This window comes from Microbacterium thalassium, assembly GCF_014208045.1.
Taxonomy (GTDB): Bacteria; Actinomycetota; Actinomycetes; order Actinomycetales; family Microbacteriaceae; genus Microbacterium; species Microbacterium thalassium.
Map to the genome: position 1 here is coordinate 22,944 of NZ_JACHML010000001.1, position 14,597 is coordinate 37,540.

Consider the following 14,597-nt stretch of genomic DNA (forward strand, 5'->3'; position numbering starts at 1 on the left):
CATCAGCCTCGGGCAGCGACGTAGTCGATGACCTGCTGCACGGTGGCCAGACCCCGGTAGTCCTCCTCCGGGGTGTCCACTCCGGTCGACTCCGAGAGCACCTCGAGCAGCCGCAGGAAGTCGAGGGAGTCGATCTCGAGGTCCTGGCGCAGCCGCCACGACGTGTCGAGGTCGGACGTGTCGACGTCGGGCGCGACCTCGTCGAGGGCGGCGAAGACCGCCGCCCGGGCATCCTGTGCGTTCACAATTCCTCCGGTTTCTGGAGCAGTTCGTCGATGAGGGCGAGGAAGCGCCCGCCCTCCATGCCGTCGCTCGCGCGATGATCCGCCGACAGCGTCGCGGTGACCGTCGGGTGCACGCCGAGCAGGCCGTCGTGCGCGACCGGCCGCTCGACGACGCGGCCGAAGCCGACGAGTGCGACCTGCGGCGGGAAGATGACGCCGAGGATCGATTCGACGCCGAGGTCGCCGAGGTTCGTCACGGTGATCGTTCCGTCCGCCATCTCGGCGCGACGCAGGCGACCCTTCTCAGCGCGTTTGGCGAGGTCGCGCAGCCCGGCCATGAGGTCGTCGACCGAGAGCGTGTCGGCGTCGAGGATCGCCGGCGCGACGAGTCCGCCGCCGCGCAGCGCCATCGCGACACCGAGGTGCACGGCGTCGCGGGACTCGAAGCCGTCGTCGGTGTAGAAGCCGTTGACGCGCGGAGCCCGCTTCGCAGCCTGCGCGGTGGCGGCCAGCAGCAGCGCCGACATCACGAGGCGCTTGGTGATGGGGCGTCCGGCGTTCGTGCGCCGCATCCAGTCCTGCGCCGCACCGAGGTCGATCGTCGTGCTCAGGTAGTAGTGCGGGATCTCGCGCTTCGAGCGCGCCATGAGTGCGCCGACCGCGCGATGCAGCTTCTCGACGCGGTCGTCCTGCTCGGCGGCCGCGGGCGGGGCGGCGGGCTTCACGGCCGGCTCCGGACCGCGAGGAGACGGAGCGGATGCCGGGGCGGCCGCGCGCACATCGGCGAGGGTGACCGCGTTCGCCGGCCCCGTGCCGTGGACCGCGGCGAGATCGACCCCGAGATCGGCGGCGAGCCGGCGCGCTGCCGGGGACGACCTCACGCGGTCGGCGCCGGGCGCGGACGTGGTCGCCGTCGCCGGCACGGGCGGTGCGGCGACGGCGTGGTCTTCGAATGCGGCGGCTTCGACGTCCGCTCGCGTGATGGCACCGCCGCGACCGCTGCCGTGCAGGTGGTCGAGGTCGACGCCGAGCTCGTGCGCGAGGTGCCGCACGGGCGGTGTCGCGTGCGCGACGGGCTCGTGTGTCTCGGATGCGGGCGCCGGCGCTTCCGTCACCACGGCCTCTGCAGGCTCGGCGGGCTCGCCGTCCGCCGCTGCGGTGATGCGCGCGATCGGCGTGCCGACGGGCACGGTCTCGCCGAGGTCGACCAGGAACTCCGCGATCGTCCCGCCCTCGAAGGTCTCGACCTCCATGACGGTCTTGGCGGTGTCGACCTCGGCGATGATGTCGCCGCGGTCCACGTGGTCGCCGGGCTTCACGAGCCACTCGACGACCTTGCCCTCGGTCATGTCGGCGCCGAGGGACGGCATCCGGAAATCACCCATCGGCGCCCACCGCCTCGCGGGCCGCGGCCACGACGCGCTCGGCCGACGGCAGCGCGGCCAGTTCCAGGTGGCGGGAGTACGGCATCGGAGCCTCAGCCCGGCAGACGCGTCCGATCGGCGCGTCGAGGTCGTAGAACGCCGACTCGGTGATGCGCGAGCTGATCTCGGCCGAGAGGCTGCCGCTGCGCCAGCCCTCGTCGACGATGACGGCGCGGTGCGTCTTGGCGACCGTCGCGAGGATGGCGTCGTCGTCGAGCGGACGCAGCGTCCGAAGATCGAGCACCTCGGCGCCGATGCCCTGGCCCGCGAGGGTCTCGGCCGCCTCGAGCGCGGTCGGCAGCGTGCCGCCGTACGTGATGATCGAGACATCCGTCCCGTCGCGGCGCACCGCCGCCCGGTCGATGTCGACCGGCCCGGCATCGTCGGCGAGTTCGCCGGACACGTTGTAGAGCGACCCGTGCTCGAAGATCATCACCGGGTCGGGGTCCTCGAGCGCCGTCCACAGCATGCCGCGCGCGTCCTCGAGCGTCGCCGGCGCGACCACCCGCAGACCCGGGATGTGCGCCATCCAGCCCTCGAGGCTGTGCGAGTGCTGCGCGGCGAGCTGACGGCCGCCGCCGGTGGTCATGCGGATGACGAGCGGCACGTTGAACTGCCCGCCCGACATGTGCAGCAGCGCCGCGGCGTTGTTCACGATCTGATCGAGCGCCAGCAGGCTGAAGTTGACGGTCATGATCTCGACGATCGGCCGCATGCCGCCCAGGGCCGCGCCGATGCCGGCGCCGGTGAACCCGTTCTCGGACAGCGGGGTGTCGCGGATGCGGGCGGGGCCGAACTCCTCGAGCAGGCCCAGGCTCACGGCGAAGCCGCCGCCGTAGCGGCCGACGTCCTCGCCCATGAGGAAGACGCGTTCGTCGCGCTGCATCGCATCGCGCATCGCGGCGCGCATGGCTTCGCGGTAGGTGGTCTTCATGACGCCGTCCGTTCGCTGTGCACGAAGCGCATGAGTTCGTCCACGGGTTCGAGCGTTCCGGCTTCGGCGTAGGCGACGGCCGCCCGCACCTCGTCGTCGGCGGCCTTCTCGATGGCGGCCCACGCGTCGTCGCCGAGCTCCCCCGCCGCCTCAAGCGCCGCTCTGAGGTGCACGATGGGGCCGCGTTCCATCCATTCCTCGACCTCGGCCTGCGAGCGGTAGTGCTCGGGGTCGAACATCGAGTGTGCCCGGAACCGGTAGGTGCGCAGTTCGAGGAAGTGCGGGCCCGCCCCCGCGCGAATCGCGTCGACGGCGCGGCGCGCGGCCTCCTCGACCGCGAGCACGTCCATGCCGTCGACGGCCCAGGACGCCACTTCGTACCCGGCCGCCTTGAGCGCCATGTCGGTCTGCGACTCCGAGCGCTCGAGGGCCGTGCCCATCGCGTAGAGGTTGTTCTCGCAGCAGAACAGCACGGGCAGGTCCCAGAGCGCTGCGAGGTTCATGCTCTCGTGGAAGGCGCCCTCGGCGACCGCGCCCTCGCCGAAGAAGCAGGCCGTGACTCGGCGGCGTCCCATCATCTTGTCGGCGAGCGCCAGTCCGACGGCGATCGGCAGGCCGCCGGCGACGATCGCGTTGCCGCCGTAGAACCGTGTCTCGGCGTCGAACAGATGCATCGAGCCGCCGCGTCCGCGGCAGCATCCCTCGGCCTTGCCGTACATCTCGGCCATGATCTTGTCCGCCGACACGCCGCGCATGAGCGCGTGACCGTGTTCGCGGTAGGTCGCGACGACGGCGTCGTCGGGCCCGAGCGCCTCCATGACGCCCGCCGCGATGGCCTCTTCGCCGATCGAGACGTGCAGGAAGCCGCGGATGTTCGTGGCGCTGTACTGCTCGACGCACGCCTCTTCGAAGCGGCGCACCCGCACCATCTGGCTGAGCATGTGCCGCACGTGCTCGGGATCGCCCGCGATGCGGGCGGCGGTGTCCTCCTCGGTCATCGGCCCGACTCCAGCGTGGAGGTGTCGCCTTCGGGCAGGCCCAGCTCGCGGGCCTTGAGCAGGCGACGCAGGATCTTGCCGCTACGCGTCTTCGGCAGCGCCGTCGTGAACTCGAGCTCGCGCGGGGCGACCGCGGCGCCGAGGCGCTTGCGCGCGAACCCGATGAGCTCGCGCTTGAGCGATTCGGATGCCTCGAAGCCGGGCTTGAGCTCGACGAACGCCATGACGACTTCGCCGGCGACCTCGTCGGGGACCCCGATGACGCCGACCTCGGCGACGGCCGGGTGCTCCATGAGCGAGCTCTCGACCTCGAACGGGCCGATGAGGTGGCCGGACGACTTGATGACGTCGCCGGCGCGCCCGACGAACCAGAAGTAGCCGTCCGCGTCGCGGCGGGCGAGGTCGCCGGTGAGGTACCACCCGCCGACGAAGCATTTGCGGTACCGCTCCTCTTCGTTGAGGTACCCGCGGAACATCGAGGGCCACCCGGGCCGCAGGGCGAGTTCGCCGCTGACATCCGGGTCGGTGACGAGCTGGGCCTCGCCGTCGTGCACGATCGGCTCGCCGTCGGCATCCCGCGCGACGATGGCGGCCTCGATGCCCGGCAGCGGCCGCCCCATGGAACCGGGGCGGATGTCCATCGAGGCGTAGTTGGCGATCATGATGCCGCCGGTCTCGGTCTGCCACCAGTTGTCGTGGATGGGAAGCCCGAAGGCCTCCTCGCCCCAGACGACCGCCTCGGGGTTGAGGGGCTCTCCGACGCTCGCGATGAACCGCAGGCTCGACAGGTCGTACTGCTTCGCGCGCTCGGCGCCGGCCTTCATCAGCATCCGGATCGCCGTGGGCGCCGTGTACCAGACGGTCACCTTCTGGTCGGCGAGGATGCGATACCACCGCTCCGGGTCGAACTCGTCCTCGTCGACGACCGCCGTGACGCCGTGGACGAGGGGCGCGATGATGCCGTACGACGTGCCGGTGACCCAGCCGGGGTCGGCGGTGCACCAGTAGATGTCGTCCGGATGCAGGTCCAGCGCGTAGCGGCCGGTGGCGGAGTGGGCCGTCACGGCGTCGTGGACGTGGATGGCCCCTTTCGGCCGGCCGGTCGTGCCGCTCGTGAAGTGCAGCAGCGCCATGTCCTCGGGGCCGGTCTCGGCGATGGGGCCGTAGTCGGGCACGTCGGCGATCGCCGCCGCGAGGTCGACGGTGTCGGGCTCGGGGTCTCCGTCTGCGTCGATCAGCAGCACGTGCCGGAGCGACGGGAGGTCGTCGCGCTGGCGGGCGACCTTCCGCTTGTACAGGGCGCGCGTCGTGATGAGCACGGCGCCCGAGCCGAGGTCGAGCCGCTGCCGGACCGGCTCGGGACCGAAGGCCGAGAAGAGCGGGCAGAACACCGCGCCGTGCTTCATGGTGCCGAGGGCGGCGATGTACAGCTCGGGCACGCGGCCGAGCAGCGAGAAGACCCGCTCGCCGCGCTGGACGCCGAGGGTGCGCAGCAGGCTCGCGAAGCGATCGGTCTCGTGCGAGAGCTGCGCGTAGGTGAGCGGATGGATGCTGCCATCCGCCTGCACGAAGCGGAACGCGTCGCGATGGCCCTGATCACCCGCGGCATGTCGGTCGACCGCCTCGTAGGCGATGTTCACGTGACCGCCGGGGAGACCCGTCAGCGTGCGTCGTTCCTCAGCCCAGCTGAATGCCTCCCGCGTCGCCGGATAGTCCGCGAGGTTGGGGGGAACGGCGAGACCGCTGATGTCTTTGGCGATCGTCGGCCAGTGTGTCGGCGCCAGTGCCTTCATGCCCGGAGGCTACGTCCGCGGCCCTTCCGAGGCCAAGGCCATAGGTCCCGCGGGCAGGGCGGATGCCGCGGCATCCGCCCCGGTCGATCCCACGTCAGTTCTTGCGGTAGTTCTCGCGGGCGAAGGACGAGTACGGCGCCGGGTAGACCGTCGCGCGGATCTCGATCTGGCGGTGGGGCTCGACGGCGGGCTTGGTCGAGTTCGGCTCCTCGCCCCACACGACGACGACCTCGGTCCCCGGCTCGGCGTGAGCGGCGTCGAGGCTCGCGAGCGACGCGAACACCTGCTCGCCGGTGATGTAGCCCGCGTCGTGCGAGACGCCGACGTCGACGCCGTCGGCGAGCACGCGGTCGACCTGGTAGACGCCGTAGCGGGCCTTCGGGAAGTCGATGTACTTCGCGGGCGTGCCCGGCTCGTACAGCGTGCGCTGCGCGGCGGAGAGGTCTTCGGGGTCCCACACGAGCGTGACCTTCGTGCGCAGCTCGCCGGCGGCGTGCTGCTCGAGCGCGGCGCGCCCGATGAAGTCGTGGTCGAAGGCGACGCTGCGTCCGTACCCGAGGTCGTAGGGCGTGAGGTAGTAGTCCTCGATGTCGTCCGAGGTGAAGCTTCCGGCCAGCGACCCGACGCGCGTCGCCGGCAGCCACTGCAGGTAGTCGGCGCTCCCCGCACCGGTGAAGATCGCCGGAAGGGGCGACGGCACCCACGCGGATTCGAGGTTCGCGGACGAGTAGGCCTTGGCTCCGACCAGCACCAGGTCGAACTCCTCGCCGGCGGCGATGATCGCGTTCCGGACCTGCTCCCCCTCGTCCCACGGACCGAACAGCTCGAACCCGGGCTGGCCGGCCATGCCGTGACGCAGCGACCGCACCTCGAGGCCGTCGATCGTGAAGGTGGCCATGTGGAAGAACTTCGTCGCGGGGACGGGGGCACCCGTGAGCTTCTCCATGAGAGCCAGTGCGTTCGGGCCCTGCAGCTCGTAGCGGTACAGCTTCGGCGGGACGCCCGGCTCGCGCATGAGCGAGTTCGCGTCGCGCTCGAAGGTCACGTCGTAGTCGCCGGTCTCGCCGATGTACTGCACCCAGTCGAGCACCATGAACCAGCCGACCAGGTCGAAGACCTCCTCTTCGAGATGGAACAGGATGGCGTCGCCGATGAGGTACCCCTCGTGGTTCACGGCGACGAACTGCTTGGCCTTGTCGACGCCGAAGTTCGCGAAGCTGTTGACGCCCGTGTCGCTCAGCAGCCGCAGCGCGTCGGGCCCCGAGATGAACAGGTCGGTCATGTGGTGCGACTGATCCAGCAGCGCGACGCTCGTGCGCCACGACAGCTGCTCCGACCGCCAGTTCGTGAACTCGGGCGTGACCGGGAAGATGGTGGGCCGGGCCTGCGCGTTGCGCAGCAGCTCGACCGGGCTGCCGGTGCGGGCGATGGCCTCTGCGGCGGATTCGGGCATGAGAACTCCTTCGTTCGTCCGAGCGGATGCCGGGCATCCGTCGCCCATGTTAGTTACCCAGCGTTGTTTTCGGGGTGATCGGGAATAAGCTGTGCTTATGATCAGCGAAGAAGTGCTTAGTCCGCACGGGAGGGCGCGCACGTCGTGGATCTGAACCTCGTGCGCGTCTTCGTCGCGGTCTACGAGACGCAGAGCCTCACGACCGCGGCTGCGCGCCTGTTCGTCACGCAGCCCGCCGTCAGTCAGGCCCTCGGGCGGCTGAGGCGCGAACTCGACGACCCGCTCTTCGAACGTGACGGGCGCTCCATGCGTCCGACGCCGCTCGCCGACAGCGTGTACCCCGGCTTCCGGGATGCGATCGCGGGCATCGACCGCACGATCGACGAGGTTCACACGTTCGATCCGTCCCAGTCGCGGCGAATCGTGCGGATCGCCCTGTCGGAACTCGGCGAGATCGGCTGGCTGCCGGCCATTCTGACGGCTCTCCGCTCGCGTGCGCCGCACATGCGGGTCGAGGTCGTGCCGCTCGACGTCGATGCCCTGCCCGAATGGCTGTCGAGGGGCACCGTCGATCTCGCGGTGACCACGGCGACCATCGCGGGCGGCTTCGAACGTCGCGTCCTGAAATCGCAGGGGTACGCCGTGGTGATGTCGGAGGCGAATCCGCTCGCGGCGGAGCCGGTCGATCTGCGGGCGTACGCGTCCGCGCAGCACGTGACCGCCAGCGAGGACTCGGGGGCTCCCCTGCTCGCGATCGCTCAGCGCCGTGCCGGACTCGCCGTCGATCCGGTGATCGCGCTCCGCCACGTCACGACACTGCCCGCGGTCCTCGCGGCGAGCCGCGACCTCATCGCCACCGTCCCCGACACGATCGCCGAGGGATGGGCGACGACGTGGCCCCTCGTCGTGCAGCCTCTGCCGTTCGACATGCCGCCGGTCGAGGTGTCGCTCTACCGCCGCTCGACGACCCAGCACATGGCGGCACTCGACTGGCTGTACGCCACCGTCGCCTACGCGATCGAGGGCTCCTCGGGCCGCTTCTTCGTCATCCACGGCGACGCGGTGGAGCGCCAGGCACGCCCGGCGGCCGGCGGCCGCGCCTGACATCCTGAGCCCCCGGCAAACGGCGAGCTACCGTCTTCGTACTTAGTACGATACGCTCTCGCTCGACGAGATAACCTGTGGATGCCGACATCCGCACGAGCCGAGGGACAGTGATCCGGTGCTGCGCTTTCTGACGATCCTCACCATCAGTCTGGGTGCGAGCGTGCCGGCGAGCGCGCCGGACGCGGCGATCGAGGAGTTCATCGACGGCGCGATGCCCGCTTCGGGCGCACCGGGCGTCGCCTACGCCGTCGTCGCCGACGGCCAGACGACGGCGGCGGGCGCGCGCGGGGTCGCCCGGAGCGGAGACGACGCCGAGGTCACGGAGGACACCCCTTTCGCGACCGGATCGATCTCGAAGAGCTTCACGGCGCTGGCGGTGATGCAGCTGGTCGAGGCCGGCGAGATCGCGCTGGATGACGGGATCTCCCGGCACCTCGACGGGTTCTCGGGCGCGCCCGCCGGGGAGGTGACGATCCGCCAGCTCCTGAGCCACACGAGCGGCTTCTCGACCGGCCAGGGGAACGCATCGCACACCGATGACGCGGGCGGGCCGGACGAACTGGCGCGAGCGGTCGACGCGCTCGAAGACGTCGCACCCGCCTACCAGCCGGACGAACGGTGGGAGTACTCGAACACGAACTACCAGATCCTCGGTCGCCTCATCGAGGTCGTGAGTGCGCAGCCGTTCGAGGTCTACATCGAGTCGAGCATCCTCGAGCCGGTCGGCATGGCGGACAGCTTCGTCGCCGACGGCGAGGTTCATGACTCGATGGCGACCGGGCACGTGCCGTGGTTCTGGACGAAGCGGCCCGTGACCGACACCGCGACCCACCGCGGGACCGCGCCGCAGGGCGGGGTGATCGCGAGCGCCGCCGATCTCGCGCTGTACATGCAGATGATGATGAACGGTGAAGACGATGTGCTGAGCGCGGACGGCAAGGCGCTCATGATGCGTCCCGCTAGCGACGCGTCGCCGTTCTACGGCTTCGGCTGGTTCATCGACTCCGCCCAGGGGACGGTGTGGCATGCCGGGGCGACTCCCGGGTTCGAGACGCTCGCGACGATGCGCCCGTCCGACGGCACCGGCGCGGTGGTGCTGGTCAACGGCGGCAGCGGAATCGGGTTCGGCGAGACGACCGAACTCCGCAGCGGCATCACGGCCATCGCGCTCGGGCTCGACTATGACGGCGAGGGATCCCGCTGGTCTCAGAAGGCCCTGTTCATCGGCCTCGCGCTGCTGCCCGTCTTCTACGTGATCAGCATGGTCTGGGCCTGGACCCACCGCACCGCGATCCGCGCCAAGTCGGGTGTCTCCGGGCAGTTCAGTCTGTGGTTCCCGCTGCTGACCACGGTCGTCGCGGCGTGGGTCATGCTGAGTCTGGTGCCGACGATGATGGGGGCGCCGCTGGGCACCGTGGCGCTGTTCCAGCCCGACATGGGGCTGGTGCTCGTCGCAGGCGCCGTGACCGGGGTCGTATGGGCGGTTCTCCGGCTCGTCATCGCGTTCACCGGCAGATCCCGTCGACCCGACACGCCCGCGCCCGACACCGCTCAGGCGGACGCGCACGACGTGCGGTACGCCAGCGGCGTCGCGCCGAAGTGAGACCGGAACGCCCGCGAGAACGCGCTCTGGTCGGAGAAGCCCGTCAGGAACGCGATCTCGCCCAGCGAGTTCTCGGTCTGCACCAGCAGCGCCTCGGCCGCGTCGAGCTGCGCGGCGCGGGCGACGGAGGCGAAGGACACCCCTTCGTCGGCGAGACGCCGGTGCAGCGTCCGCTCGCTCATCCCGAGCCTCCGCGCGATGTGGGCCCGTCGGGGAACGCCGTCCGGCAGCGCGTCGGTCACGGCGGAGTACACCCGGGACTCGAGCGACCGATCCGCGCTCGACCGCTTGAGATCATCCAGTTCGGCCAGGAGGAACGCCGACAGCCCCTCGTCGCCGAGCTGCGTCGGCGTCGCCAGGGTCTCGGGCGTGAACACGATCGCGTTGCCGTCCGCGTCGAAGTCGACCGAGCACCCGAAGAAGGCCTCGTGGTCTGTGGTCGATGCGGGGCCGGGATGGCGGAAGGTGACCAGCTCGGGCCGGATCTCGACGCCCGTGATCCGGCGCAGGACCGATACGACCGCGCCGAGGGCGCACTCGTTGGCCAGCTGCGCACCGCGTCGATGGCTCGGCCGGGACATGACCAGCGTCGGGTGGTCGCCCGGACGCAGCTCGTACTCGAGCGTGTCGCTGAGAACGAGGATGTAGCGGCCGAGTCGGAGCAGGGCTTCGCGGACCGTCGCCGCCGTCTTGAGGCCGAGCCCGAGGGCCCCCAGGTCGTCGGGCTGCAGCAGCGCCGCGTACCGGAGCGGGAGGGTGTGATCGCCGGATGCCGTGACGCGCTCGAGCAGGTCGTAGTAGGCATCGGAGCCGACGATCTCCTTGGCGGCCTCCAGCGGCGAGGCACTCGCCGACAGCCCCACGCTCGCGAGCAGCTCATCGCGGGCCCCGGCGCCGCGCGCTGCGTCGATCACCCGCCGGATGACCGGCCCGCGCACAACACTCACCGCGACTCCCCCGTTCGGACCGAAGCGTAGCGGATCACCCTCCGGCGGGAGGCGCGTGCGCCACCGTGGCCGCGCAGGTCAAGAACGGGGCCGAATCCTCCAATACCGCGGCATCCGCCCCTTCGTAGCTTGGGTCTGGCAAGCACCGGACCGTACGCAGGAGGAATCATGTCGACCACGACGACCGCCGCTCAGCTCGGCACCGAGACCCGGCTTCGCCGGCTCACCCGGATCGCAGGAATGCTGTACCTCGCGATCTTCATCATCTACCCGCTGTCGACGATGCTCGGCAGGGAGGCCCTCGTCGTCCCCGGCGACGCCGCGGCGACCGCCGACGGCATCCGGGCCGCCGAAGGGCTGTTCCGCCTCGGAATGGTGGGCGAGGCATCCATCTTCCTCATCGAGATCGCGCTCGCCGCGGTGCTCTACGTGCTCTTCCGTCCGGTGAGCCGGGCCGGGTCGTTCGCGGCGGCGCTCGCACGCGTCGCGGAGGGCGTGGTGATGGCGGCCGGCAACGTCTTCACGAGCATCGCGACGCTCGTCGCCCTCGGCGGCGCGAGCTACCTCGCGGCGTTCTCCGCCGACCAGACCGACGCGCTCGCGCTGTTCTTCCAAGAGGCGAACGACTCGATCATCCTCGTGTGGGGGTTGTTCTTCGCCCTCTCGCTCGTCCTCACCGGCTGGCTCGTGTCCCGCTCCGGGTTCATGCCGAAGTGGCCCGGCATCCTGCTCGCCCTCGCCGGCCTGGGGTACTTCGTGCAGAGCTTCGGGGTTCTGATCGCGCCGGAGCTCGCCGGCCCGCTCGAGATCGTCGTGATCGTCCTCGCGATCCCCGGCGAACTGGTCTTCGCCCTGTGGCTGCTGATCAAGGGCGTCGACACGACCGCGTGGATCCGCCGCGCGGAGGCTGCGAAGGGAGCACACCTGTGAGCGACACCGGGCGGAGCATCCGGATGCTGCCGGGCGCGAACGAGGGAACGACGATGACGGCCGTGCGGACGCGACGACCCGGGTCGGTCGAAGGACTGGAACTCGTTCGGGTGCCCGTACCGGTGCCCGGGCCCGACGAGGTGCTGGTCCGGGTCCACGCGACCTCGGTGACCCGCGGCGACGTGGTTCTCCGGCGCATGCCGGGGTTCGTCGTCCGCGCCTTCGGAGAGAAGCCGAAGCGCATCCTGGGTCACGAGTTCGCCGGCGTCGTCGTGGCGGTCGGCGACGACGCGCTCGGCTTCGCTCCGGGTTCCCGTGTCTTCGGGACCACCTCCGGCACCGAGCACGGCGCGCATGCCGAGTACGTGGTGGCGGCGGCCGAGGGGATGATCGCCGAGATCCCCGACCGCGTCTCGTTCGACGAGGCGGCACCGGTTCCCGTCGGCGCGATGACCGCGCTCCACTTCCTCGAGAGGGGCGGCGTCGGCCCGGGCCGCAGCGTCCTGGTGAACGGGGCCTCGGGGAGCGTCGGGACCTTCGCCGTCCAGATCGCTCGGGCCCGCGGGGCGCGGGTGACCGCGGTGTGCTCCGGCCGGAACGCCGGCCTCGCGCTCGATCTCGGGGCGGACGACGTGATCGACCACACGACGACGGATGCGACGACGACGGGCCGCCGATTCGACGCCGTCTTCGACACCGTCGGCACGCTGCGAAGCAGGTCCGTGCGCGCGATCCTCGCCGACGGCGGGAGGTTCGTGACGACCCGATCGCGCCGCGACGAGACGCTGGCCGAGCTCATGGACGTCCGCGATCTGCTCGCCTCGGGCGCGCTCAGCGCCGTCATCGACCGCGACTACGATCTGGACGACGTCGCGGACGCGCACAGGCATGTCGAGACCGGCCGCAAGCGCGGCAATGTGCTTGTCCGCGTGCACCCGAAGGAGATCTGATGCACGTCACCCTCGCAGCCGTCCTCACCGCCGTTCTCGCCCTGCTCGCGGTGTTCCAGATCGCCCTGATCTTCGGCGCTCCCCTCGGCCGCTTCGCGTGGGGCGGTCAGCACCGGGTGCTCCCCGCGCGGCTGCGCATCGGGAGCGCCGTATCGGTCGTGATCTACGCGTTCGTCGCGGTGGTCGCGTGGGACTGCGTGGGCGTCGTCGATGTCTTCGGCGACGCGTTCTCGCAGATCGCGATGTGGGTGTTCTTCGCGTACTTCGCCCTCGGCATCGTCATGAACGCCGTCTCGCGCAGCAAGCCCGAGCGCTACACGATGGTGCCGGTGTCGATCGTGCTGGCGGTTCTGTCGTTCTTCATCGCGCTGGGGTAGCGCGGAGCACCGTCAGGCGGCGGGCGACGGTGCCGACGGCTCTGCGGATGCCGCTTCGCCGCCGGTCTCGCGTCGCCTGCTCAGTCGCCGCGGACCCCACACGAGGACGATGACGACGGCGAATGCCAGCTGCACGAGGAATCCGGTCCATCGGCCCTGTTCGGTGGTCCAGGTCGGCACGGCCGCGCCGACGACGTTCGCGATCGTGTGGAAGAGGATCGCGATCGACACGGCGCCCCGCGTGTTGGCGAACAGCCACGTGTAGAACACCGCCAGCACCATCTGCTGGAGGATGAACTGGTAGATCGGGATGTTCTCCTGAACGGTCCCGGCGATGAAGTGCAGCGGCAGGTGCCACAGGCCCCAGACGGCTCCGAGCACGAGGCTCGCCCCGAGCGCTCCGAGCCGGCTCATCATCGGCTCGAGGGCGTAGCCTCGCCAGCCGTACTCCTCGGGAGCGGCGTTCATGACGAGGATGAACAGGGCCATGGGCACGATCGCGACCGCAGAGAGTCCGTACTCCCACGCGACCTGCTGCCCCGTCAGCGCCATGACGCCCACCGTCACGGCGGCCATCGCGGGAGCGAGCAGGATTGTGGGCACGAGCCAGCGCTTGTCGAAGTCCAAGCTCCAGCCGCGCTTGAGGAGCGCCATGATCGCGCCACGGCCGCGGCTTCGGCGGACCATCACGAGAGCCGCGATGAACGGGCCGAACGGGCCGACGATCCCCAGGATGCCCACCGGATCGGGCAGGTCCAGCATGCCGGTGGAGTCGAGGACGGTGGGGAGCCACGCGAGCCACGAGATCACGAACGCGAGCACGAAGAACCACACCACGTGACGCACGGGCACGGGACGCGGTGCGGATGCGGTCATGACGCGGTGTCTCCTTCTCCCCCGCCGGCCGGCACCGTCGTGCGTGCCGGGCTGGTCACCGTCGCCAGCCAGTCGACGATGCGGGACTCGACCTGCGGGGCCATCGGGTTGCGGGCCTGCTTCTTGTAGTGCTGCACGTTCGACACCGGCGCGGGTTCGATACGGAGGATGTGGTCGACGTCGGTCAGCACGTGCGTCTCGGCCGTGGCGACCGCATCCGCGACGACGGCGAGATCGGCGGGGTCCACCTGCACGTCCTTCGTCCCCGTCAGCGCGAGGACGGGAACCGAGATGTCCCGCAGCGCCGGCATCGGGTCGTAGGCCATGAACTCCCGCATCCACTTCGCGTTGACGCGAACGCCCTGCATCCGCACGACGTCGCCCGTCGTGGCCTTGAGCTTGTCGAGCGCCTTCCTCTGCTGCGTCGCGACATCGGTGCGCATCACGCGGAGGACGAAGCGGGCGAATCCCGGCAGCGTCTTGGCCACTTCCTGCGCCTGCCACACCAGGGTGTCCTCGCCGGTCTTGGCGGTCACCGCGAGCATGATCGCGCCCGCGATCCGCGTGTCGCCGCGCGCGAGCTCCGCCGCCATCGACGCGCCGGCGCTGTGGCCGACCACGATGATCGGGCCGGTCTCGGGTCGCGAGGCGAGCCAGTCGAGCGCGGCCTCGACATCCGCGAGTTCGTCCTGGAACCCCGTCGGCAGGTACGCGCCGGTCGATGCGCCGACGCCGCGCTTGTCGAACCGCAGCGTGGCCCAGCCCTGGCCGTCGAGCAGGCGCGCGAGGTCGCGGCTGGCGTTCAGCGGCACGCGCTTGGCGTTGCCGTCGCGATCCAGCGGGCCCGAGCCCGCGACGATCAGCGCGGCGGGGAAAGGACCCGCGCCGGACGGTGTCGTGAACGTGCCGGCGAGCGTCGCCCCGGTGGCCTCGATGGTGATGTCGGACTCGGGCACTGCGGTCTCCTCTGGCGTGCGTGAT

14 protein-coding genes are annotated in these 14,597 nt (G+C 70.6%); 5 read left to right on the forward strand and 9 right to left on the reverse strand.

Annotation, left to right across the window (positions count from 1 at the left end):
• Window positions 1-2 precede the first annotated feature (2 nt).
• The 6 genes from HD594_RS00100 to HD594_RS00125 form a co-directional block, all read right to left on the reverse strand.
• Window positions 3-245, reverse strand: a complete 243-nt coding sequence (locus HD594_RS00100; RefSeq protein WP_184749005.1) for an acyl carrier protein — start codon at window positions 243-245, stop codon at window positions 3-5.
• Window positions 242-1,609, reverse strand: a complete 1,368-nt coding sequence (locus HD594_RS00105) for a 2-oxo acid dehydrogenase subunit E2 (RefSeq protein WP_184749006.1) — start codon at window positions 1,607-1,609, stop codon at window positions 242-244. The genes HD594_RS00100 and HD594_RS00105 overlap by 4 nt, the downstream gene beginning before the upstream one ends.
• The gene (locus HD594_RS00110) at window positions 1,602-2,582 is read right to left on the reverse strand and encodes an alpha-ketoacid dehydrogenase subunit beta (RefSeq protein WP_184749007.1); all 981 of its coding nucleotides are present in this window, start codon (window positions 2,580-2,582) and stop codon (window positions 1,602-1,604) included. The genes HD594_RS00105 and HD594_RS00110 overlap by 8 nt, the downstream gene beginning before the upstream one ends.
• Window positions 2,579-3,580: a pyruvate dehydrogenase (acetyl-transferring) E1 component subunit alpha gene (gene pdhA / locus HD594_RS00115; protein ID WP_184749008.1), complete on the reverse strand. Its 1,002-nt coding sequence runs from the start codon at window positions 3,578-3,580 to the stop codon at window positions 2,579-2,581. Before pdhA ends, HD594_RS00110 begins: the two co-directional genes overlap by 4 nt.
• Window positions 3,577-5,373, reverse strand: coding sequence for an acetate--CoA ligase (gene acsA, locus HD594_RS00120; protein ID WP_184749009.1), 1,797 nt, complete (start codon window positions 5,371-5,373; stop codon window positions 3,577-3,579). Before acsA ends, pdhA begins: the two co-directional genes overlap by 4 nt.
• Window positions 5,374-5,467: 94 nt before the next feature.
• Window positions 5,468-6,826, reverse strand: coding sequence for an aminomethyl transferase family protein (locus HD594_RS00125; protein WP_184749010.1), 1,359 nt, complete (start codon window positions 6,824-6,826; stop codon window positions 5,468-5,470).
• Between the two features lie 144 nt (window positions 6,827-6,970).
• Here HD594_RS00125 and HD594_RS00130 point away from each other — a divergent pair, with 144 nt between their 5' ends.
• Complete coding sequence (locus HD594_RS00130; RefSeq protein ID WP_184749011.1) at window positions 6,971-7,930, forward strand: LysR family transcriptional regulator; 960 nt, start codon at window positions 6,971-6,973, stop codon at window positions 7,928-7,930.
• 118 nt (window positions 7,931-8,048) lie between these two features.
• Window positions 8,049-9,536, forward strand: coding sequence for a serine hydrolase domain-containing protein (locus HD594_RS00135; RefSeq protein ID WP_221446512.1), 1,488 nt, complete (start codon window positions 8,049-8,051; stop codon window positions 9,534-9,536).
• Here HD594_RS00135 and HD594_RS00140 read toward each other — a convergent pair.
• Entirely contained in the window at window positions 9,485-10,483 is a 999-nt protein-coding gene (locus HD594_RS00140; protein ID WP_184749012.1) for an AraC family transcriptional regulator, read from the reverse strand. The two genes, HD594_RS00135 and HD594_RS00140, sit on opposite strands and share 52 nt — an antisense overlap.
• A gap of 168 nt (window positions 10,484-10,651) precedes the next feature.
• Between HD594_RS00140 and HD594_RS00145 the strand changes: the two genes are divergently transcribed.
• Genes HD594_RS00145 through HD594_RS00155 form a run of 3 tightly spaced genes read left to right on the forward strand, consistent with a single transcriptional unit; the run spans window position 10,652 to window position 12,740 of the window.
• Entirely contained in the window at window positions 10,652-11,413 is a 762-nt protein-coding gene (locus HD594_RS00145) for a DUF4386 domain-containing protein (protein ID WP_184749013.1), read from the forward strand.
• A complete protein-coding gene (locus HD594_RS00150; protein WP_221446513.1) occupies window positions 11,410-12,363 on the forward strand; it encodes an NAD(P)-dependent alcohol dehydrogenase in 954 nt (317 codons plus the stop codon). The genes HD594_RS00145 and HD594_RS00150 overlap by 4 nt, the downstream gene beginning before the upstream one ends.
• Window positions 12,363-12,740, forward strand: coding sequence for a hypothetical protein (locus HD594_RS00155; protein WP_184749014.1), 378 nt, complete (start codon window positions 12,363-12,365; stop codon window positions 12,738-12,740). Before HD594_RS00150 ends, HD594_RS00155 begins: the two co-directional genes overlap by 1 nt.
• A gap of 12 nt (window positions 12,741-12,752) precedes the next feature.
• Here the strand turns inward: HD594_RS00155 and HD594_RS00160 are convergent, their stop codons facing one another.
• Window positions 12,753-13,616 (reverse strand): type II CAAX endopeptidase family protein, encoded by an 864-nt coding sequence (locus HD594_RS00160; protein WP_184749015.1) that lies wholly within the window; start codon window positions 13,614-13,616, stop codon window positions 12,753-12,755.
• Window positions 13,613-14,572 carry an alpha/beta hydrolase gene (locus tag HD594_RS00165; RefSeq protein WP_184749016.1) on the reverse strand — a complete coding sequence of 320 codons (960 nt, stop codon included), beginning with the start codon at window positions 14,570-14,572 and terminating at the stop codon, window positions 13,613-13,615. The genes HD594_RS00160 and HD594_RS00165 overlap by 4 nt, the downstream gene beginning before the upstream one ends.
• Window positions 14,573-14,597: the final 25 nt, after the last annotated feature.

Excerpts from the sequence above, each read along its gene's own strand:
- HD594_RS00145 (WP_184749013.1), top strand. The coding sequence starts at position 10,652 with ATGTCGACCACGACGACCGCCGCTCAGCTCGGCACCGAGACCCGGCTT.
- HD594_RS00155 (WP_184749014.1), top strand. The coding sequence starts at position 12,363 with ATGCACGTCACCCTCGCAGCCGTCCTCACCGCCGTTCTCGCCCTGCTC.
- HD594_RS00125 (WP_184749010.1), bottom strand. The coding sequence starts at position 6,826 with ATGCCCGAATCCGCCGCAGAGGCCATCGCCCGCACCGGCAGCCCGGTC.
- HD594_RS00105 (WP_184749006.1), bottom strand. The coding sequence starts at position 1,609 with ATGGGTGATTTCCGGATGCCGTCCCTCGGCGCCGACATGACCGAGGGC.
- HD594_RS00160 (WP_184749015.1), bottom strand. The coding sequence starts at position 13,616 with ATGACCGCATCCGCACCGCGTCCCGTGCCCGTGCGTCACGTGGTGTGG.
- HD594_RS00110 (WP_184749007.1), bottom strand. The coding sequence starts at position 2,582 with ATGAAGACCACCTACCGCGAAGCCATGCGCGCCGCGATGCGCGATGCG.
- pdhA (WP_184749008.1), bottom strand. The coding sequence starts at position 3,580 with ATGACCGAGGAGGACACCGCCGCCCGCATCGCGGGCGATCCCGAGCAC.
- acsA (WP_184749009.1), bottom strand. The coding sequence starts at position 5,373 with ATGAAGGCACTGGCGCCGACACACTGGCCGACGATCGCCAAAGACATC.